The 21,255-nt window shown below is 24.9% G+C and carries 19 protein-coding genes and 1 pseudogene; 12 read left to right on the top strand and 8 right to left on the bottom strand.

Annotated elements, in window-relative coordinates; all coding sequences use genetic code 11:
* The first annotated feature begins 345 nt into the window (after positions 1 to 345).
* Positions 346 to 855, top strand: a complete 510-nt coding sequence (locus QOZ93_RS12195) for a hypothetical protein (protein WP_307356801.1) — start codon at positions 346 to 348, stop codon at positions 853 to 855.
* Positions 856 to 924: 69 nt separating this feature from the next.
* Here the strand turns inward: QOZ93_RS12195 and QOZ93_RS12190 are convergent, their stop codons facing one another.
* Positions 925 to 1,824: a hypothetical protein gene (locus QOZ93_RS12190; protein WP_307356799.1), complete on the bottom strand. Its 900-nt coding sequence runs from the start codon at positions 1,822 to 1,824 to the stop codon at positions 925 to 927.
* Between the two features lie 452 nt (positions 1,825 to 2,276).
* On the opposite strand from QOZ93_RS12190, the gene QOZ93_RS12185 reads away from it, so the two are divergent.
* Positions 2,277 to 3,035, top strand: coding sequence for an AAA family ATPase (locus QOZ93_RS12185; RefSeq protein ID WP_307356798.1), 759 nt, complete (start codon positions 2,277 to 2,279; stop codon positions 3,033 to 3,035).
* A 90-nt stretch (positions 3,036 to 3,125) separates the two neighbouring features.
* Here the strand turns inward: QOZ93_RS12185 and QOZ93_RS12180 are convergent, their stop codons facing one another.
* From QOZ93_RS12180 to QOZ93_RS12170, 3 genes are all read right to left on the bottom strand, one after another.
* Positions 3,126 to 3,473: a hypothetical protein gene (locus QOZ93_RS12180; RefSeq protein WP_307356797.1), complete on the bottom strand. Its 348-nt coding sequence runs from the start codon at positions 3,471 to 3,473 to the stop codon at positions 3,126 to 3,128.
* A 169-nt stretch (positions 3,474 to 3,642) separates the two neighbouring features.
* Positions 3,643 to 4,359 carry an alpha/beta hydrolase gene (locus tag QOZ93_RS12175; protein WP_307356795.1) on the bottom strand — a complete coding sequence of 239 codons (717 nt, stop codon included), beginning with the start codon at positions 4,357 to 4,359 and terminating at the stop codon, positions 3,643 to 3,645.
* 742 nt (positions 4,360 to 5,101) lie between these two features.
* On the bottom strand, positions 5,102 to 6,265 hold the full coding sequence (locus tag QOZ93_RS12170) for a replication initiation protein (RefSeq protein ID WP_307356793.1): 1,164 nt from the start codon (positions 6,263 to 6,265) through the stop codon (positions 5,102 to 5,104).
* A gap of 420 nt (positions 6,266 to 6,685) precedes the next feature.
* Here QOZ93_RS12170 and QOZ93_RS12165 point away from each other — a divergent pair, with 420 nt between their 5' ends.
* Entirely contained in the window at positions 6,686 to 6,907 is a 222-nt protein-coding gene (locus QOZ93_RS12165) for a hypothetical protein (protein ID WP_307356792.1), read from the top strand.
* Here QOZ93_RS12165 and QOZ93_RS12160 read toward each other — a convergent pair.
* Complete coding sequence (locus QOZ93_RS12160; RefSeq protein ID WP_307356791.1) at positions 6,904 to 7,485, bottom strand: recombinase family protein; 582 nt, start codon at positions 7,483 to 7,485, stop codon at positions 6,904 to 6,906. The genes QOZ93_RS12165 and QOZ93_RS12160 overlap by 4 nt on opposite strands.
* Before the next feature lie 674 nt (positions 7,486 to 8,159).
* On the opposite strand from QOZ93_RS12160, the gene QOZ93_RS12155 reads away from it, so the two are divergent.
* The 4 genes from QOZ93_RS12155 (at position 8,160) to QOZ93_RS12140 (ending at position 13,418) form a co-directional block, all read left to right on the top strand.
* Positions 8,160 to 9,077, top strand: coding sequence for a ParM/StbA family protein (locus tag QOZ93_RS12155; RefSeq protein WP_307356788.1), 918 nt, complete (start codon positions 8,160 to 8,162; stop codon positions 9,075 to 9,077).
* A 15-nt stretch (positions 9,078 to 9,092) separates the two neighbouring features.
* Entirely contained in the window at positions 9,093 to 9,389 is a 297-nt protein-coding gene (locus tag QOZ93_RS12150) for a hypothetical protein (RefSeq protein ID WP_307356786.1), read from the top strand.
* Between the two features lie 38 nt (positions 9,390 to 9,427).
* The gene (locus QOZ93_RS12145) at positions 9,428 to 10,600 is read left to right on the top strand and encodes a hypothetical protein (RefSeq protein ID WP_307356784.1); all 1,173 of its coding nucleotides are present in this window, start codon (positions 9,428 to 9,430) and stop codon (positions 10,598 to 10,600) included.
* 1,084 nt (positions 10,601 to 11,684) lie between these two features.
* A complete protein-coding gene (locus QOZ93_RS12140; RefSeq protein WP_307356783.1) occupies positions 11,685 to 13,418 on the top strand; it encodes a hypothetical protein in 1,734 nt (577 codons plus the stop codon).
* Between the two features lie 87 nt (positions 13,419 to 13,505).
* Here the strand turns inward: QOZ93_RS12140 and QOZ93_RS12135 are convergent, their stop codons facing one another.
* From QOZ93_RS12135 to QOZ93_RS12125, 3 genes are all read right to left on the bottom strand, one after another.
* A complete protein-coding gene (locus QOZ93_RS12135) occupies positions 13,506 to 14,045 on the bottom strand; it encodes a DUF7010 family protein (RefSeq protein ID WP_307356781.1) in 540 nt (179 codons plus the stop codon).
* Between the two features lie 44 nt (positions 14,046 to 14,089).
* Positions 14,090 to 14,344: a hypothetical protein gene (locus tag QOZ93_RS12130; RefSeq protein ID WP_307356779.1), complete on the bottom strand. Its 255-nt coding sequence runs from the start codon at positions 14,342 to 14,344 to the stop codon at positions 14,090 to 14,092.
* Positions 14,345 to 14,472: 128 nt separating this feature from the next.
* A complete protein-coding gene (locus QOZ93_RS12125; protein ID WP_307356778.1) occupies positions 14,473 to 14,739 on the bottom strand; it encodes a hypothetical protein in 267 nt (88 codons plus the stop codon).
* 890 nt (positions 14,740 to 15,629) lie between these two features.
* On the opposite strand from QOZ93_RS12125, the gene QOZ93_RS12120 reads away from it, so the two are divergent.
* The 5 genes and pseudogenes from QOZ93_RS12120 to QOZ93_RS12100 all read left to right on the top strand — a co-directional run.
* The gene (locus tag QOZ93_RS12120; protein WP_307356776.1) at positions 15,630 to 17,441 is read left to right on the top strand and encodes an ABC transporter ATP-binding protein; all 1,812 of its coding nucleotides are present in this window, start codon (positions 15,630 to 15,632) and stop codon (positions 17,439 to 17,441) included.
* Complete coding sequence (locus tag QOZ93_RS12115; protein WP_307356773.1) at positions 17,428 to 19,248, top strand: ABC transporter ATP-binding protein; 1,821 nt, start codon at positions 17,428 to 17,430, stop codon at positions 19,246 to 19,248. Before QOZ93_RS12120 ends, QOZ93_RS12115 begins: the two co-directional genes overlap by 14 nt.
* A 398-nt stretch (positions 19,249 to 19,646) precedes the next feature.
* Positions 19,647 to 19,907, top strand: coding sequence for a DUF4160 domain-containing protein (locus tag QOZ93_RS12110; RefSeq protein ID WP_111944460.1), 261 nt, complete (start codon positions 19,647 to 19,649; stop codon positions 19,905 to 19,907).
* A 14-nt stretch (positions 19,908 to 19,921) separates the two neighbouring features.
* The gene (locus tag QOZ93_RS12105) at positions 19,922 to 20,263 is read left to right on the top strand and encodes a DUF2442 domain-containing protein (RefSeq protein WP_307356771.1); all 342 of its coding nucleotides are present in this window, start codon (positions 19,922 to 19,924) and stop codon (positions 20,261 to 20,263) included.
* Between the two features lie 265 nt (positions 20,264 to 20,528).
* Positions 20,529 to 21,227: pseudogene (locus QOZ93_RS12100) on the top strand (Fic family protein); the annotation flags it as partial.
* Positions 21,228 to 21,255: the final 28 nt, after the last annotated feature.

The following is a 21,255-nucleotide window of genomic DNA, read 5'->3' as shown; positions in this document are numbered from 1 at the left end:
ATTCTAGTAAATATTAATCTAGGAAATTAGTTATAAAAACTAAGCATAGTATAATTGTCAATAGAAATACTTTCTAAAAATTAAACACTAGTGATGATAAATAAATCTTATAAAGAGTTCAAAACACACTATAGAACTAACCATAACAAACATTACTTAAATATTAAAATTAGCTTTGGTACATAAATAACTGCTTTAAAAAACATTCCTTAAAGTTATTTATTGTACCTTTTTTTATAATTTTACATAATTTTTTGAATATTTTCTGAAAACGGGGTTTATTTTGTTGAAATATATGTTAAAATAAACATAAGTGGTAATTTTTATACAAAAGGGGGATTAGAAATGAAAAGAAATTTAATTTCTAAGTTATTAATTACAAGTATGATAACTACAACTTCATTATTTTCTTTACCTATAATTACTCATGCAGGAACTATAGCACCATCAACTGATATTGAGGAACCAATAGTAGCTCAACATTTCCAAGGTACCACAAGAACTGCTTATAATTGGACTGTTCATAATCTAGGTGTAAGTGGATTTGAGAACTCACAAATCAGAGGACCTTTAGCTGATGGATGCTTCAATACTGAAGGTTTATTTGGTGCAAATAGAGATTTTATAATAAGATGGAGTGGAGCACCTTCAAGATCTCATTTTTTTGTAAGAGCTGATGGTCAAGAATCTCATAATAGACATACAATTATTTATGGTAATGCAACTTGTTATGGAAGATCTGGAACAACTAAAATAAGAATTCCTGATAATAAAGGTGGATTATACAAATTCTATGTATGTGAGAAAAGCGGTAAAGATACAAATATAGGTTCCATAACTGTAGACAGTAGATAAGATTATATAACTTTTAAATTTATTTAAGGTATGGTAATATTACCATACCTTAAATCTTTATTATAAACTTTAGGATTTACGTTTTAAACCTTTATAAATTATTTTATAAATTATAAAAAATACTAATACTAATAATCCTATGTTTATAATAACTATGGATTTATTAATGTTCATATATAAAAAATTTTTAGTAAGTGTTTTTATATCTATATTAAAAAATTTACATACAATTAATTTAAATAAGTAAAATCTATTAGGAAAAAGAAAATATAGTAAATTTAACAGTATACTGAAAAATAAAATAATTATATCTAAAATTGACATACTTATTTTATGCTTAAATTTCTTATTAGAACATACTGTTAATAATATGGTAAATATTATTATAAGTATATACATAGCTATATTCTTAATTTTAAATATATATATACTATAAATATTTATATATACTTTATTATAAATTGTTTTATATAAATAACTTATACTAATTATATTTATTTTTTCAAGAAAGAAGAAAGAAAAAGCTACTAACGTCATGTTTTTTACTATATCTTTTTTACTTTTAAAACTTATAGTTGCACATATATAATTTAACAATAAAATAAATGTAATTATACATATATAAATTATATTAAATTTTGAAACTTTTTTTACCAGCGAAAAACTAATAACATTTAAAAATAAATAAACAATAATTAGTATTAAATTAGTTCTGATAAAATAAGAAAGATTAAAACCATTTACTTGTTTATCATTAGAAAAATTATACTTGTTTTTAAAGTATCCTGATCCTTCAAATTCTTCTATGGCCTTTTGTATAGCTTCTCCTTCTAAAAAACCTTTATTTATATATTCACATTTTAAGCTTTTCAATTGTTCCATTAATTCTTTTTTTAATTTTTCTTGTTCCTTATGTTTAAGATTAGTGTCTTTTAATAAACTCACTACATATTCATTAAATTCATGCACATCTTAACCCCCTTAGCCTTTTCTCCAGACCTTAGTTTTTTATCTTTATATTTATATTCATTATATATATTTCTAATATTTTTATAAAATTTTTATAAAATTTTTCTTTATATTTGAAAAAAAAGTATTCTATGACAATATTATAAAATAATGTGTAATATATTTCAATATATGAATATTTTATTTAAACAAGAATTTTAATACCATTATATCTATAAAAAATATATTGCATTTGTATTATGTTTGTATTCTCAAATTAAAATAAATTCCATAAAATGGATAACCTTTAAAATCTTTTCTATAGACTATTTCTCTATTTATTATAAATTCACTAATACAAGGATTAACTGAGTAATAAAACCAGCAAAAATATTATATTGGTCTAGATTATTTTCATATTCATTTAATATGGTAAAATATAATAAAACTTAATTATTTTTGGGGGAGATATTTTGGACTTTAATTCTATAAATCAATTTATACGTGGCATTGAACTTAGACGAGATAAAATAGATTCTTTTTCGAAATATCCTTTCTGTATTCCTGTTATAAAAAACTTAAATTATTTAAACTTACATCCTAATGTTACATTTATAGTTGGGGAAAATGGTTCTGGAAAATCTACCATTTTAGAATCTATTGCTGTAGCTTATGGTTTTAATCCTGAGGGCGGTACTAAAAACTTTAATTTCTCCTCTGTAGATACTCATTCATCTTTACATAACTATATTAAAATTATTAAAGGTGTTAGAAAACCTAAGGATGGTTTCTTTCTAAGAGCTGAGAGTTTTTACAATGTAGAAAGTACTATAGATGAGTTAAATTTCGATGGAAGTCCTAGTTTCATTCAAGGTTATGGTGGAAAATCCTTACATGAGCGATCTCATGGTGAAGCTTTTTTAGCTTTAATCTTAAACAGATTTAATGGTAATAGTGTTTTCATATTAGATGAGCCTGAAGCTGCGCTATCCCCTTTAAGACAGATGACCTTAATTAGTAGAATACATCAATTAGCCTTAAAAGGATCTCAATTCATAATTGCAACACATTCTCCTATAATCATGGCCTATCCAAATGCAAGTATTTATGAAATTAGGGAAGGAAATCTTCAATTAGTTAATTATAAGGATACTGAAAGTTATAAAATCACAAGCTCTTTTATAAATAACACTAATAATATGTTGGATATCCTATTAAATAATAAGGAATAAAAGGACATACAAACATAATACAAATGTATTACATAAAAAACACCAAGTATCTATTTAATTATATACTTGGTGTTTTAATTATTTTAAATTCTAGATTTCCCTTACTAATATTGAAATTTTAAAAAATAAAGAAATAAGAATGATATATATTAAGCATTTTGCTATCATTGTAACATCTAAAAAAAATACACTACATCCAATAATAAATAATATTATAAAGGTACTTGTAAGAATAACTTTATTTTTTATAGATGGATTATCTAATTTTTTTATCTTCCCCCAAAAAACTTTGTTAAATAAGTTCTTTAAATCCTTTGATATTCCCATTATATTAATTACTTTATGTATTATATATATTGCCATAGGAATAAAGAATACTATAAAAAATATTACAAGTGCATTATGAATTACATCTATTGATTTAAATATCATATCCATTTTAATTTACCCCTTTGTATTTATAATAATTTCAATAATTACTATAATTTTATCTTGAAATTATAAAAACATCAATATCGTATTGTTAATTTCAATCAATGTATTTGTATTTATGTAAATTATTCTATTTTTTAGCAAAGCTTTAAAGATCCTTATAAATCACTTTTTATTATGATTCAACGGATATATGTTTTTTTAACCATTGTTTGAAATACTGTAACTGTTCCTCAGTATGGAAATAGTGTTCACCATTCTCCATTACTTCTAAGTTACAATCAAAACATTTAGCAAACTCGCATACAACATCAAACTCACATAAATTATCTTTAGAACCATAGAGAATTGAAGTAGACTTATTCCAGGTAACAATAGGATGCTCTTTTACATAACAATAGTAATCCCAATATAAAGTTTGTCCAATAGATGTTGAAATTTCTTTTTCTATTTTTAATCTACTTTCACTTATATTAAGCCATGTCATCATATTATTTATAATACGCTCCATATCTACCACAGGAGAAAGAAACAAACACTGATTTAATTGCTCATTACCATATTCTAATAAACTAAAATAAGCTCCCATACTACAAGCAAAAACACTTATATTACTTGATAAGGATTTTGCATAGTTCATAATTGTATTAAGATCCTGAACACAGTTTTGAACTTTACAAAGATAAGTAGTATCATTCTTACGATCACCATGTTCGGGCAAATCGAAACTAAGGACTTGGTACCCTAAGGCTGTTGATTCTTCTGCAAATACCCTAATGATATCATCTTCCTTATTTGACATATTACCATGTACTGCTATAAATAACCTATCTGATTTATCGCCCCATAAAATTGCTGGAATATTTGCTACCTTAAAATTATGTTTTATCATTTGACTTTATCCCCCATAAAATATAAACAATTTGTTATTTCTATTAAAAATCTTATTTTAAAAACTTCCTATGAATTTTTACAAAGCTATCATACTAGTATCATCACTTTAATGTATTGTACTTAGATTTTATTTTTAATTTTGATCCTTCTTATTTTAAATCTATCATTAACACAAATTATATTTTTGTTTTTTATTTTAATTATACCCAAAAAGGAAGATAAGTATACATTATAACCACTTAAAATAGTAATATTTACGTTTTATTATTTGATTTTACTATATAGTCTCAGTAATACCTATTAAAATATAGAATTAAAACTTAAATTAAATCTATTTTTTACTATTCTCATTCCTTTTTTGGTACCTTTAAAACATATTTTTATAAGAAAATTTATATAATATATTATTAAACTCCCTATAGATATTTTAAAAATTATTATTTTTAAGTAAACTTTAATTAAGATCTAAGTGTTTTTCTCTTTAAATTTAACTAAAACTCATAAAAAATCAGTATTAAAATTTTATATGTACCCAAAAAGGAATATAAACTGATTTTTTATCCTTAAACTGGAAATCTTTTTGATCTTAATTCTAAATGTACCTTAAAAGGAATGTAAATTTTATTTTTATTTCTCGTACTATTAAGATTCCTGTAAAATAAACTTATTTTTTACGATATTTTTTAATTTATACCTTATTTTAACTTCTTACATTCCTTTTTTGGTACCTTTACTTTATTTTATTCTTCACATGCATAGTTAAATTGCTGCTGAAGTAGCTTAGATTCATACTCTTTTAGCTTTTCTACTGTAAGATTAGATTCAATATTAGTAAAACTAGATTCCTTTTTATTAAGCTTCCAATTTTGTTTTAAACCGTTAATCAATGCTCCAACATAATTATCTATAACTTTTCCCTCAGACCAGTTATCTATAACTTTTTTTTCATATTTTATATAATCAAAACAACTCATATCTAAATCAAAGGTATCGATTCCTGATAAAGCAGCATCAAAGATTCTATTAGCTTCATAAGGCGTTATAGAAATGTTTTTAAATAGATCCTTTAATGTATAAAATGCAGATAGCTCTTGACTTGTCATATCCGTTTCACATATTTTAATTTGTTCAATTTGTTCACCTGAAGCTAGAGCTTTTTCTTTAACTTTTATAGTAAATACAAGTTTTTCAACGGCTCTTTTAACTTTAATTTCTTCAAAATCTACTGTAATATCACTGCTTTTATTTATAAGCTTTATAGATGGATTTAATATTTTTTGTTTAAAACTTGAATAACGACTATAACATTTATCCTCAATAGCCAATATATATCGAAGTTCTTCAAAGGAAAATAGTCTTTTACCTAGATTTGCATATTGTTTCAAAAGCTCATAAATTCTGTATGTATATGTGCTGCGTATATGAGATGATATATCAAATTCTAATGGTGTAAATTTCTTTGAAAATACAAGTAGTTCCATAATTAAATCTGGGTGAAATTGAAGAAAAACAGACTTTCTGTTCTCGTCATATTTGCATGTTATAACCCATCTTTTTTTAATTAAGTTATCATTTTCATCATATAAAATAACACTGCGATTATATAGCTTATTAGTTATCTTTGATAGATCTTCATATAAATTATTACTTTTTATATTAAAGGCCTTTTTAAATTCAAAAACATTAATTTCTATTAAATCGAACATATTAACCATTATCATCTTTCTCATTTCTTCTGGAGTTAAATTTGAATTAATAAAAATAGGTTTTAGCTTTCTAGCGCCAAGCCATATTAATCTTTGCTCATTTAAACTTAAATAATAACTTCCTTCAATTAAGGTATTAGATTTATAAATTATACTTTTAGAAAATTTAACTTCATATTTATTTTTTAAGTTATCCACAGCTTTTTTTCTCCTTAATTTTTTGCTTCCTTTTAGGGTACATATAAATTTTTTTTGCTTCCTTTTAGGGTACATTTTATTCCTTTTAAGGTACATTTACAACTTTCATTTTCCTTTTAGGGTACCTTTATTCCTTTTAAGGTACCTTCATCTGCCCTTAGCCCTTTATTTTCAATGCCTCTCATGTCAATAAAATATATATTTAAAATATATGTTTTAAATTATATAAATAATAATACGACAATGTTATTGTTTTTAGTAAAATTTTCTAGTTTTAATATTAAAAATTACGTTCTTTAAGTGAAAAAAATAGAGTATACTTTATTTAGAAATAAGAACCAATTTTGGCTATTATTATTTTAAACATACCTATTAAATAAATATCTAAAAAATACAAGGTTTATCTTTAGGAGGGTTTATATGAAGAATCAAAAGTTTAAGTATGTATTTATTACTTTTAATTTACATATTTTTGCCATGATACTAGTATTATTATTTTCTAGGATCTATTATCATTTAGATAAGCTAACAAGCACATATGCTAATAATCCTACCACATACATTTATAAATGTCCTATAATAATAATTGTACTATCTTTAATTATTAATTTAATCTTTATACTAGAAACAGATCAGAATTAAAAAGTTCTGGTCTGTTTTTTATTTTCTCTAAGTAAGGTACTTTTACTTATACCTGTAATTTTTTCTGTTTCATTGTAACTATACTTCCCACCATTTACAGAAAGAAGTTTTAGAGCTTCTTGTATTTTTTCATTATTATATTTTTTAGGTCTACCTTCCTTATAGTTAGGTAAATTTCTTGCTAAGGCTTTTCCAGTTTGTATTTTTTCCATTTTTATTGTTTTGTTAAATTGAAGTATAGAAGTAATAGCTTTTAAAATAGGCTCAGATTCCTTTTTGTAGTCAATTAAGCCTATATTGAGTATAATGATACCTATTTTTCTTTTTATAAGCTCTAAAATGAATTTATAAGCACAATTTAGATTATGAGAGATCCTATCTAGTTTAGTTACAACTAATATATCTCCTTCAACTAAATTTATCTTTAGTTCATTAAGTCTAATTCGAGGTTCCTTAAGTACGTATTTTTCTTCAATAACCTTAGTACATCCATTACAAAATAACATTCCTATTTGCTCGTTTAGTTTATCTTCTAAATTTTTATCATAAATGTTTACACTGGCATATCCATAAATCATTATACTTTTGATACCACCTTTGAATATAACTTTTGACACCATTAAATATATTAATTATACAGTTTTATTACATAAGTGTCAAAAATTACAAGAGTTATGATACCAAAAAAAGTAAATAGTATAGTTTTTAAAAACATTTATCTTAAGTATAATCTTAAGTTTATATTTAAAACAAAGAGTCATTACAATAAATTTATTTAAGAAGCATATTAATAGAAATCTATTGAAAAACCAATAAAAAGCAGACGTACATTAAAATTTTGTTTAGTACTCAATAGATATTCAATAGAATTTTATTGTATATCTATTGAGTTCATTTTCTTATTTTGCTCTTTATTAGAAACCTAATAGAAAATCAATAGTTCTCCAATAAAAAATAACTCAGCAAAGGAACTTAAAATTTAATCAATGGATATCTATTATAAATCCAATAGATATCCATTGAAAAACACAAAGAAAATTTCACCACAAGAAAATTTAATAGAAATCTATTATAAAAACATTAGAAAATCAATAAAAACCGAAAAGTAAATTAATGTAATTTAAAATTTTAATAGAAAACCATTGAAAAACTATTGAAAACTATTAAAAATTATTGTATAATTATTCCAGTATGGATTTTACGAGAAAATTATTAAAAATGAAATATAAACCCAAAGTAGGAGGAGTTTAAAATGGAAAACGATGTACAAATCATAGGTATGGACCTTGGTAGGGGTTACACTAAAGCTTATAGTGAATATAATGAGCAAAAGAAAAGTTGTTTATTTAAAAGTGTTATAGGACTTGGCAGAAATTTAGATTTTTCTTTATATGATCAACCTATTTTTATAGAACACAATAAGGAAAGTTACTTTGCTGGAATGCTTGCAGAAAAAGAAGGGTATACTCCAACTAGAAACAGTAAAGATAGTAAAACGACAACTACAGCAGAAAAGCTTTTATATGCTGCTTTAAATGAAGTTGCCATAGCCGATAAGGTTAAATTAATGTTAGGTGTTCCTTATAAAATATTTAAAAAATCAACTTTAAGTGAAGTTACAGAAAAATATAAAGATAAAGAAGTTACAATTAAGGATAAAATTAATGGTGGATATAAAAATATTAAAATAGTAGACGTTAAGATCTTCCGTGAAGGTGACGCTGCACTTATGTGGGAAGTTAAAGATAAATGTGCTACTGAAAAACCTACAGGAATTGTATCAGTAGGCTTTAGAACAACTGAAATTAGTTACTTTGATAAGGGCTTAAAATTTAATGATAAAAGATCTAAAACTATAGAACTTGGTAATAGAAGTGCCTTAGAGTTTGTCCAAAATAAATTAGAAGATCAAAACATAATGAAGGACTTAAACGAAATAGATACATCTAATGACTATGAGGCTTTAAAGAAAAATGCTTATGAATCTTTAAGTGAAAGAATAAGCCAAGAAATTGAAGATAACTGGATCAACCTTGATGAAATGGATGTATATATTTCAGGTGGTACAGCTTTAAACATGGAATTTGATAAGGATTTTAAACTTGTAGATGACCCTCAAATGGCAACTGCTAAAGGCTTATATCTAGTAGGAACTAGAATTTTTAAGTAGAAAAGGTGATAGTCTATGAAGAAAACTATTAGTTTTAATCTAGAAGAAGATATTATAGAAAAAATAGAGGAATATCAAGTTAAAAATAAATTAAGTTCAAGAAGTGCAGCACTTGAGAGAATGATATTAAAATTTGATGATTCCCATATGGATAAGTCTTATATAGAAGAAATGATTAAAAAACTTATGAATGAGTGTAGTGTTACAAGTAATGAATCTTCAATTGAGGAATCTCCTAAAAAAGTTGAGGATGTAAGAAATAAAGATTTAGATAATAGCATTCAAGATGCCTTTTTAGATATGCCAGAATAAATTAAAGATATCTTTAATACCATAGAAAGGAGGAACCTATGAGTAATTTATATCTTATGAATAAAGATATACCAGTATTAATATTTAGTGATGAATTAGATATAGATGGGAAATATCCTGTTATACACATATTTGATAAAAAAGCAATTCCATATATACTAAAACATAATATAGGTGATTTGAATACATGGTTTAAAAGTAGGGTAATTCCTACTAATAGAAACCATTTAGAAAAGTTAATAGAATCCTTAGATTTTAAAGAAAATCCAAGTGCACTTGATTATCTAAAGTTAAATAACGGATTTAGCTTAAATGATAGTTATTGGATAAAGCCTTTAGAGGGCAAGGATACATATCCTTTGGATCTATGTTGGACTAAATATAACTTATATGACAATAACTTTGAAGAAGCTTTAGGTATTATAACCTTCTTTGGTAATAATACAAGTCTGGGCGGTACAGTAAACACTCCAAAGGTATCTTCACCTGAACTTACAACTCAAGGAGTTATGAATAAGGCATGGAGAAGAATAGATAATAAACTTTTATTGTATAAAAGAGGCAATATAGGAGCCGCTAATTTAGATAAAGAACATTTTGCAGAAGCTATAGTAAGTGAGTTGGGAAGAATTTTAAAGGTAAATTGCATACCATATCTGACTGATAAATGGCATAATCAAAATTGCTCAGTGTGTGAGATCTTTACAAGCAAGGATAAGGGATATTTACCTGTTAGGTATTTTTTAGAATCTATAGAACCTAATAAAAATAAATGGAAGTTTACCAGTGTTATAAGTTGGATACCTAATGAATTTAGACAAGACTTTTTAGATATGATAGTTTTTGATTATATAATAGAAAATAGAGATAGACATCTAGGAAACTTTGGATTTATTATAGATAATGACTCCCAAGAGCTACTATGTTTTGCTCCATTATTTGACCATGGATATTCTTTAATGTCAAGTGCTATGCCTGATGACTTTAATAGGGATTTAGTAGAGTATTCAGAACCTCATCCAAGTTTTGTATCAAAGAATAATGTTTTAGCAAAGTATGTTATAGAGAATTATAAATCACGATATAAGCATTGGACTAAAATTTTAAGATTAAAATTAGATAATATAAATTGGTTTCACTGTCCTGAATGGTATAAAGAAGGTATAAAAAAACTGATTTTAAGTAGATGTGATGTTATAGATTCCTTATAAAGAAATAGAGAGCAGTTGTATTTGCAGATACAACTGCTTTTTTCTATGAGTGCCTTGATATTTTCCGTAATTTTTATAAATGTATTAAGTTAACCATAGTATACTTACAAAAGTAGGGATATATTGAATAATAATTTAATATAGTATGTATTTATATGGGTTATATAAAAATTATAAATATGGAGGATATAAGAATGTTTTTAGAACTATTAGTAGAGTCATTAAAAGGAATTATACTTTTCTTTATAATAAAATATGCTGTTAAATCAGCTATTGAAGATACAAAGTAAGATATAGTTAATCTTTATTCTAATCTAGTATTTTTTTCTGTTTACTGATGTTCTGATTTATATGAGAAAAATTTTAATAAAAGTAATCAATAAATAAGATTTTAGTGAATTTATAGTATATTGTATTTAGATAAATAGCTTATAAAAGTTAGATATATCAAAAACTACAGTTATTTTTTCTGCGAACTCCTTGATATTTTAGATAAATATACATATATAGATTAAATAAAGTGAAGTTATATAATGATAAAAGTATAGAAAGTTGTTATAAAGTTAGATATATCAATGGTTACAGACATTATCTTCTTTTCTGTTCCTTGATATTTTTTTTCTATTCCCTGTTATTTATATTTTGTTCCCTGATATTCTTAAGTATATTTTATTTAGGTTAATGTTTCATAGAAGTTAGGAGTATCAATGCTTATATGGTTTTTTATGATATTTTTAAATAAGCTTAGATTTTTCTATAGTATAAAAACAGTATAATATATAGTATAAATATAGTGTTGTTGTAAACATTTTTTCAAGGACAGTTGTACCAATGGCTACAGCTGTTTTTTTTCTGTGAACTCCTTGATATTTTCTGTGAACTCCTTGTTTTTTTCTGCGAACTCCCTGATATTTTCTGTGAACTCCTTGTTTTTTTCTGCGAACTCCTTGATATTTTCGTTGAACTCCCTGATAATATATGATAGGATTTTTATATAAGTTTACATACTTAAAATAAATTTATATAATTTGTGTACAAATGAGATAACGCTAGAAAAATCAATGATAAAGGGTGTGAATATTCTGTGGACAAGGGTGTGGATAACAAACCTAAAATGCTAAAATCGGCTACTATTGCAGATGTAAATATAGTAGAACAACCCTTATTTATATCTAGTAAAAAAGAAGTTGAAACCATTGAAAGTTTAGTTAGAACGAAAGAGTTAAGTGAAGAAGTGGAAGATGTATTAAGAAGAATTGTAGAAGATTTAAATAAAGGAAATCCTAAGTTAAATGCTATGCAGTTTCCTGTAGTTTATAGGATGTGGTATGATAGTAAAGGCATTAAAAGAGAACTTTTAATAGCAAATTCTATGCCAAATCTCCAAAGTTTAGATGTTTGGAATAGTTTAATAGGATTATACTTAGAAAAACTTGGACCTATATCCTTCGATAACATGAAACAATGTTATAAGATAGATTCAGATGAACTTAAATTTACTTTAAATGAGTTATTAGATTATATGGGAAAATCCCATGGAGGAGATGCTATTAAAAAATTAAAAGAAGAAATATCAAGACTAAGGAATGCTCAATATTATAGTTTTACTAATGGTGTTATTTATGATAAAAAGAATCAAGAGTATGTAATAAATAACGTAGATATGTTTTCGTTGTTAACGGATGTTAGATTTAGATCTAAGAAGAAAAAGAAAGATGAAGTATACAATGATAATAGATGTACTGTAAACTTTAACAAAATTATAATAAATAACATTAGATATCAATTCTTTAAATATTTTAATAAAGAGAAATATTATAATCTGCCTTCTAGGGGATTTTACAGAAGACTTTATTTATATGTCCAAGGAAATCAATACATAGGAGATAAAAAAGCTCAATACATTAAGAGAAGTTTTAAAGTTTTATCCCAAAAACTTCCCATATATCCATATCAACCTTCAAAAATTAAAGAGAAACTACTAAAACCATTAAGGAGTTTAAGAGAAATAGATGTAATAAAAGACTTTCTTTTTTCTGATGAGTTTCCAAATAATGATCAAGAACCACAATTATACATATTATTTTCAATTTCCAAAGAGGACTTTTTAAGAGAAGTAAATAAAAAGATAGGGAAAACATCGAGGGATAGTAAAAAAGCTCTTAAAAAGGCTAATAAAGGGCAAAATGACCTATTTATACCTGAGGACATGCATGCATATTTAGTTAATATAGTAGGATTTAGTGAAAATAAGGCAGAAAGTGTTCTAAAGGAACATGATATATGGGAAATTACTAAATATGTTTTATGGCTTCAAGAACAGGCTAATGATAATAAAATTAAGACAAGCTTTGGAGCAGTTCTAAATTGGGCATTAACTTCTGGTTTTCTTAATTTAGATGAAACTCATAAACATATAATAAAAATTGTGGAAAGTGCTAAAAATAAACAAAGTAAAACAGCGGAAGAATTAAATATGGAAATAGATAATGCCTATGAAAAATATCTAGAAAAGGCTATTAAAAAATATAAAAAAGAAGATCAATTTGGATATGAAATTATTCATAATTCTATTCTACAACAATTAAATGTGGAGTATGAAAGCAAAATTAGGGAATTTGGAATTATATTAAATCAACATATTTCAGATGATGAGAGAGAAAAGGTTATAGAAAAGCAGGAAGAATGGTTTCAACTTAAAGAAAAGCAAGTTAAATCCAAGTTATTTAAATACTTCTTATATAACAATCTTGCAATGGCTTTAGGACTGGATAATAGGGAAGATTTCAAGATAAAGTATTTAAAGAAAAATTCATAGTATAAAGAACATGAACTTTAAAAAAACAAGAAATAAAAGAGTAATTTTTTATTTCTTGTTTTTTATATTTAGGATACCTTTAAAATTTCATTTTAACTTTAGGATTTTTTTATTTTCAAATATAAGGATTAAACTAAACACAGTTTCTATTAATATCATCATAATTGCAAGAATATAGGGTTGAAAGTTTATACCGACTATGAGTGCTAGAATTGGTATTAAAATTGAGAAGATGAAGTATGCCTTAGATTTGTATAACCATCCATATGGTAATAAATGTGCACCAAAAATTATTGTTATTATCATTAGCATTTTATTAGGAATTGTAGGATAGATCCACATGGCTATTAATAAATATAGCATTTGATTTGCAGAAAAAAGGATACCTAAATTAGTTAGTGGGTTTTCTTTATTTTTAAAATCAATATTGATTATTTTTGATATGAGAAAAGATAATGGTATCAATGGTGCTGTAACACAAAATGTAAATAGATTCTTTGTTAAAATAGGTAATGATGTTAAATGAATAATTAATAAAGCACACCAAATAAGGATTGATGCTAGTATAAAATGTAGTCCCTTCTTTTGTTTAATTGCACAATCTATTCGTAATTCTTCTAAGTTCATGATTACCTCCACAATATATTTATAAAATTAATTCATTCAAACATTTATGATGTTTTCAAAGATGAATAAAGTGTAACGAATAATCCAATTAAAAGTCCAGATATTATATTATGTATCATCTGAGAAACATTTAACTTATTACTAAAATGTGAAAGTATAACAAGTAGAAAGGAATATGCAAACGTAATAATATTCTTCTTAGCAGAAGAAAGCTTTATCTTACTTAGTTTTTCTTTTAATACAAAAGTTCCAATTACATATGTTATCAGGGCAATTATTATAATAAATATATACTTCATATTTTGTCCCCCTAAATTAAATTTATGTTTAAATTATATCATAATATATAGTTAATATGAAATATTTAACTATATGAACAAATATATTACAAATGTATTTATAAAATAAAATTAATTCATTGAAACCTTTATGATGTTTTTAAAGATGAATAAACTATTCCAAACAATGCAAATAAAAATCCAAATATTATCTGATTTAAGGGTTTATAAACAATTAACTTATTATTTAATTTTAAAAGTCCATAAAGAACAATGAAATTTACAACAACAATAATTACTTTCTTAGAAGGAGAAACCTTTATTTTACTAAGTTTTTCTTTTAATAAAAATTTATGAAGTACAGATGCCAAAATAGAACCTATCAAGCAATGGATAAATAAATATAGAAAATTCATATCTTATCCTCCTAAACTAAATTTATCTTTAAATTATATCATAATATATAGTTAATATGGAATATTTAAGTTATAGAAACAAATATATTACAAATACATTTATTCATATATCAATGAATTGTTTTTAAGTTAAAAATAAAGGTAATTAAGTGTACCTGTATTTTTTATGTTATTTTCTTAATCCCTTATTTGAGAGATGGGAATATACATATATTTTATACAAATTTTAGTGGTGTATTTTTGTATAGTAAAAAGACAGTATAAATAACAATAGTAGTATATATATAGTGTTGTTGTAGTAAAATTTTTGGAAGTATTGATATAACTAGTCTGGATAGGTGAGCATTTGTAAAATACTACGAGAAAACTTGTAAAACTTTACGAGGAAGTTTGTCTAGATGAACGATATATGAGTTGTATAAATGAACGATAAAATTTGTAAACGCTGACGAGGAAGTTTTAATGATATTTTGAATAATAAATTGGTTTTGCAAAATACTACTAGGAAAATAACATAAAAAGATTTACAAGAGGTAAAAATACTCATATTATTAAAATATAACGAGGAAAAAGAAGATTTTTATATAAAAAATTTAATTTTATCGTAAACTAGGTCAAGGAGTTAAGAGAGTATAAGGATTTTCAGAGATATTGAAGGTATTGAGGAATTTACAAGAAAGTTTAAATTTTAAGTCATAATAATCCCAGTAATAAAAATTTTATTACTGGTTTTTTACTTTGTACATGTTTACATAATAATAAAAAAATAGTATTATCTAATTGATGTCAGAATATTATGACTATGTGTCGAAATATAGAAAATATAACTGATAAGTAAATTTAAAACAAGTTAAATAGAATAAGTTAAGTATTAAAGTGAGGAAGTTCATATGAAGATCAAAAGTAAAACTTATAATCAACTAGAATATATAAAAATACCCCTGAAAATTTCACCTATGTTAGCTATAGGTGAGATTGTACTTAGAACATTAATTGGATTTCTTCCCAGTATACAGGTGGTCACAACTAAAAAGTTTATTGATATGGCCATTGAGATTTTTAAAAATGGAGATATGGTTAGGATTTATAAACCCCTAATTACAATTCTGTTAGTTCTTATATTTTCTTTTTTAGCCCAATCTATTTTATCTTTTTTTAAACTAGAAATTAATCTTTGTTTAAATAAGAAATTTTTACCTGAAGTTATAAAAAAGCAGGGTATCTTAGAGTACAAGTATATTGAAAATGATGAATCTTGGAAGTTAATATCAAGAATTCGATGTACTATAGTAGAAAGTATACAAAATGGTTTTGAAAATTTACTTGATATAGTAGAAGTTACTATAAAAGTAGGAAGCATTTTTATATTAATAGGAAGTAAGGATTTAAGGGCAGCTATAGTTATTTTTGTTTTTTCACTATGTTTAATTTTGTTAGCTTTTAAAAGTGGGAAGGTTAATTATGATGCTTATATAGAAGCTGAAAAATATGGACGTAAGGCGGATTACTTAAAAAACATATTATGCTCAAGGGAGTCTTATTTAGAAAGATTTTTATTTGGGTATACAAGAGCTATAGACAAATTATGGGGAATATCATACGAAAAGGAATGTAAAATTAAATATAAGGCAGATAAACGAATTTTTATTAAGACAAAGCTTGCTAGTATAATTATTGCAATTTTATCTATGATAAATTCATGCATATTACTGTTTCCAGTGGTAGAAGGGAAAATTACTGTAGGAATGTATATAGGACTTGTTATTGCAACTTTAAACTTAGTAGAAGGGATGGCATGGGAGTTAACAGCTATAATTAAAAATTATCCTAAGTATAAATTATATTTAAAAGATTTTTCTACATTTTCTAAAATGAAAGATGTAAAAGGAGCAGATAAACTTAAGGATTTATCCATAAGAAATATGCCATTTGAAAGTATAGAATTTAAAAATGTATCTTTTGCTTATCCTGGAACTTCTCATAAGGTCTTAAATAACTTTTCTATGTATGTAGAAAAGAACAAGCATTATGCTATAGTTGGAAAAAATGGAGCAGGAAAGTCGACTTTTATAAAACTTCTAACAGGGTTGTATGATGATTATGAAGGTGAAATTTTAATTAATGGTAAAAATATCAAAACTTTTACTTATGAGCAATTGAAAGCTTATTTTTCTATTGTATATCAGGACTTTGCAAAATATTTTATAAGTATTAAGGATAATGTGTTATTAGGAAATTGTAAAGAAATATCTCATAGTATCATACAAGATCAAATAGTACAAAATGCTTTAATAGATATGGACATGGAATATAGTGTAAGTTTATTAGAAGATGGTATTTATACTTCTTTAGGAAACTTAGACAAAAATGGATTAGAATTATCAGGGGGGCAATGGCAGAAAGTCGCTCTTGCAAGAACTCTTATAAGTAATGCATCATTTTATATTTTAGACGAACCAACTGCTGTATTAGATCCAATTAGTGAAAATAGATTATATAAATTATTTATCAAAGCAAGTATAGGAAAGCCTATGTTTCTAATTACACATAGATTAGGTGCGGCTAGAATATGTGATGAGATATTTGTAATAGATAAAGGGTCTGTTGTAGAGCATGGTACTCATAAAGAATTAATTAATAAAAAAGGAGTATATGCAGAAATGTTTGAATCACAAAGGGGGTGGTACAATGAAAAAGTATAAAGACTTTATTATATATATTTTTAAGAAGATTTTTCCTAAAGTATTTTCAGTAGCCCCTATGCTATTTATATTCAATCATATGTTATTTTTACTTAATGGAATTTTATATATGTTAACTACCTTAAGTATGCAACTTTTATTTGATAAGGTGATTTATCTATCCTTAAATAAACAAGGGTTAAAGGAAGCTATTCTAGCCTTAAATATGCTTCTAGCTATAAAAATAGGTGTTGAGCTTATAAGTGGACTTGCTAATTTTCTAGCCCAGGTTTATAGCCCTAAAATTACTAAAAAATTATATCATATAATTAATTTAAAAATATCTAAATTAGATCCTATTTGTTTCGAGAATCCAGATACTTTAGATGTGATTAATAAGGCTTATTTAGGTACATGCTGTGCACTTAAATACATACATACAATAATGAATTGTTTTTTATTTTATTTTCCGTATTTTTTATTTATGGGAATATATCTGTTTAAATTAAATAAAATCTTAGTTATATCTTTAATTTTAGTATTTATACCAAGTGTTTATACAGCCTCTGTAAGAAGAAGGTTTTTTTCAGGTTTGGAAGACAGATTGATACCTCTTAGAAGAAAGGTAGATTATTACAGTGAATGCATAGTAGGGAGAAAATACACTAAAGAAACTAGAATTTTAGGTGTTCATAGTTATTTTATGAATCTACTAAAAGATTCTATTGCCAATATGAATAAATTAAAACGATCCACTACCATAAAACTAAACCTAGTAGAGCTTAGTACCAAGTTAATATCACTTCTAGCATATTTAGGAGTTTTTTTTCTTACATTCTATGCTTTAATGAATGAGGAAATCACTGTAGGTGCTTTTGCAGCTATTTTTGCATCTATCGATAATATGTTTAGTTTAATGGATGAATATGTTTATTATAAATTTCAGTATTATTCAGAGAATATCGGAAAGATAGAAAACTTTTTAAGATTTTTTCAACTGCCAGAAAGAGATTATAAAAAGAAAGATATAAAAGTTAAAAGAGAAAATATAAAATTAAAAAATGTATGCTTTTCTTATCCAGGGTCAAATAAAAATACACTTTATGATATTAATTTAGAAATAAATAAGGGGGAAACCCTAGCTATAGTAGGTGAAAATGGCGCAGGAAAGTCTACCTTGGTTAAATTAATTATAGGAATGTACCTTCCAACTAAAGGAGCAGTTTTATTTCAAGGGGAAGATTCAAAAGATTTTACTATGGAGAATATCTTTAACAATGTTAGTGCTGTTTTTCAGGATTTTCAAAAGTATCGGCTTACCTTAAAAGATAATATTGAAATTAGTGATTGTAATAATAGAGAAGATAATAAGAATAGATTAGAGTTTGCCTTAGAAGGTTCAGGTATTAATGTGAATCACAAGGATTTTAATTTAGGATATAACACTGTGTTATCTAGAGAATTTTCAGGAGTAGATCTATCAGAAGGTCAATGGCAAAGAATCGCCGTAGCAAGGGGACTTTATAGAACTTCTGATTTTATAGTCTTAGATGAGCCAACAGCAGCAATTGATCCAATATCAGAAGAAAAAATATATAAGCAATTTAATGAGGCATGTTCGGATAAAACAGCTATTATAGTAACTCATAGATTAGGTTCTATTAAATTTGCAGATCGTATTGTAGTTATGAAGGATGGTAAAATTTTAGATGTTGGAACTCATACAGAGCTTTTAGAAAGATGCGATTTCTATAAAATTATGTGGAGATTACAGGTTAAACTTTATGATAAGTCAGGTGAATATGAATGTAATACAAATGTATTCTAATAAAAATATAGGTATATTTTATATTCTTCTTATAGAAAATTAAAAAACTTTTATAAGAAGAATAATTGAGGTGAGTATTATGAAAATATTTAAGAATAAAAACTTTTTATTGCTTACAATCGCTAGATTAATCTATGATTTTTTCAGCAATATCAGTTATTGTAACAGCCATGTTTTATATTAAATGCAGTAAAATAAATACATTACCACATATTGATAATGTAAAGAGAATTGAAATTTATGAGTAATATAAAACTATTAAATGAGTTTTAAAAAGGATAGTTGTATAAATTATAGACTTTTTTAGAAAAAAATTTTATATTTAAATTGATTCATAGGTTAGTATATAATATAAGCAAGTAAACATAGAATTTAATGAAATTAAGGAGGTGATTCTATTGCCAGAAATAAGTTTATTTTTTGGAATTAGAGTTACTATAAATTATAATGATCATGTGCCACCACATTTTCATGCAGAATATAATGGGAATAAAGTTTTAGTAGATATTATAAATTGTAAGGTTTTAAAGGGATATCTACCTAAAAGACAATTAAAGCTAATATTAGCTTGGACTGAAATTCATAAAGATGAATTAATGCAAAACTGGGAACTTGCAAGAAATCAGCAACCATTATATAGAATTGCACCACTTTCTTAAGGAGGAATTTTTAAATGGAATATATGCCAGAAGTAATTCAAGTAATTCCAACTGATGATTTTAAAGTATATGTTTATTTTGATGATGGTTCTATTCATTTATATGATGCTAAGGAACTAATTTTAAAAGGAATTTTTAAAGTATTACAAGACATTAATATATTTAAAGAAAAATGTACCGTATTAAATGGGACTTTAGCATGGAGTTTAGATGATAGTTATGATGAATCAACTTGTTTAGATATTGATCCTTTTGTAATTTATGAAGATTATCCAGAAATTTCGGAGCCTATGGAGTTATTCAAGAATAATAAAAATGAATACAATTGTAATACAGATAGAAATACAGGTAATTAAGATTGCCTGTATTTTTTGTTAGATAATTATATTGTATATAAAAAGGATATAGCATATATTATTAAGAAAAATAAGGTAAAATAGTTATAATACAAGTGTAATACAAATATAGTAAAATTTTTAGAGGTATTTATATTTTTTCTATAATAAGTTTTATTGTATATAATCTTATTATATGTAGGATTAAATTATACAATAGTAAGTTTTAGAGAAAACTATAAAGGGAAATTAAATTTAACGAGCAAATCATGGATAAAGATTATAAAATTATGATAAATTCTTAAAAACATTAAAAGAAACTAAAGGATTACATAATTCATTAAATGAAATATTAAAATATGATTTTATATATAATTCAAATAAAATAGAAGGAAGTACCTTTACAACTGATGCATTACAAATGCTTATGGAAAAGAATATAGTAACTGGAACACATACCTTAGATGATGTTCGGGAAACAGTAAATTCTTTTTATACATTTGATTTAGTAATTGAAAGTATATATAGAGAACTTACTTTAGACATTTTAAAAGAATGGCATAGTTCTTTAATGTATCGTACAAGACTATATGACATGGGACTAACAGGAGTATTTAAAAAATACCCTAATAAGATACTAGGAGCTAATTTTGATACGGTAAATCCTTGGGAAGTTGAGGATAGATTAAACTTAATAATAAATACATTTAATTCATTAAAATCAGTTACATTACATGATATAGCAAGATTCCATTTAGAATTTGAGCGTATTCATCCATTTCAAGATGGTAATGGTAGAATAGGACGATTTGTATTTTTAAAACAACTACTAGATAATAGGTTTCCATTGCAATATATGAATGGAGAAAGTTCTATGGAATATAAAAAAGCATTAGGTCAATCTACTAGTGATAATATAGTTCCCCTAGTGAATTATTTAAAGGAACAAAGGGATTTTATTATGGAGAATAAAAATATGTTTTAATAATAAAAAAGTCACTTAAAATGTGACT

The organism is Hathewaya limosa (genome assembly GCF_030815255.1).
GTDB classification, from domain to species: Bacteria; Bacillota; Clostridia; order Clostridiales; family Clostridiaceae; genus Hathewaya; species Hathewaya limosa.
This window is presented reverse-complemented; position numbering and strand designations above follow the sequence as displayed.

Coding starts and splice junctions, on each gene's coding strand:
- QOZ93_RS12145 (WP_307356784.1), top strand. CDS start 9,428: ATGAGTAATTTATATCTTATGAATAAAGATATACCAGTATTAATATTT.
- QOZ93_RS12115 (WP_307356773.1), top strand. CDS start 17,428: ATGAAAAAGTATAAAGACTTTATTATATATATTTTTAAGAAGATTTTT.
- QOZ93_RS12155 (WP_307356788.1), top strand. CDS start 8,160: ATGGAAAACGATGTACAAATCATAGGTATGGACCTTGGTAGGGGTTAC.
- QOZ93_RS12165 (WP_307356792.1), top strand. CDS start 6,686: ATGAAGAATCAAAAGTTTAAGTATGTATTTATTACTTTTAATTTACAT.
- QOZ93_RS12130 (WP_307356779.1), bottom strand. CDS start 14,344: ATGAAGTATATATTTATTATAATAATTGCCCTGATAACATATGTAATT.
- QOZ93_RS12120 (WP_307356776.1), top strand. CDS start 15,630: ATGAAGATCAAAAGTAAAACTTATAATCAACTAGAATATATAAAAATA.
- QOZ93_RS12105 (WP_307356771.1), top strand. CDS start 19,922: ATGGAATATATGCCAGAAGTAATTCAAGTAATTCCAACTGATGATTTT.
- QOZ93_RS12125 (WP_307356778.1), bottom strand. CDS start 14,739: ATGAATTTTCTATATTTATTTATCCATTGCTTGATAGGTTCTATTTTG.
- QOZ93_RS12150 (WP_307356786.1), top strand. CDS start 9,093: ATGAAGAAAACTATTAGTTTTAATCTAGAAGAAGATATTATAGAAAAA.
- QOZ93_RS12135 (WP_307356781.1), bottom strand. CDS start 14,045: ATGAACTTAGAAGAATTACGAATAGATTGTGCAATTAAACAAAAGAAG.
- QOZ93_RS12160 (WP_307356791.1), bottom strand. CDS start 7,485: ATGATTTATGGATATGCCAGTGTAAACATTTATGATAAAAATTTAGAA.
- QOZ93_RS12180 (WP_307356797.1), bottom strand. CDS start 3,473: ATGGATATGATATTTAAATCAATAGATGTAATTCATAATGCACTTGTA.
- QOZ93_RS12195 (WP_307356801.1), top strand. CDS start 346: ATGAAAAGAAATTTAATTTCTAAGTTATTAATTACAAGTATGATAACT.
- QOZ93_RS12175 (WP_307356795.1), bottom strand. CDS start 4,359: ATGATAAAACATAATTTTAAGGTAGCAAATATTCCAGCAATTTTATGG.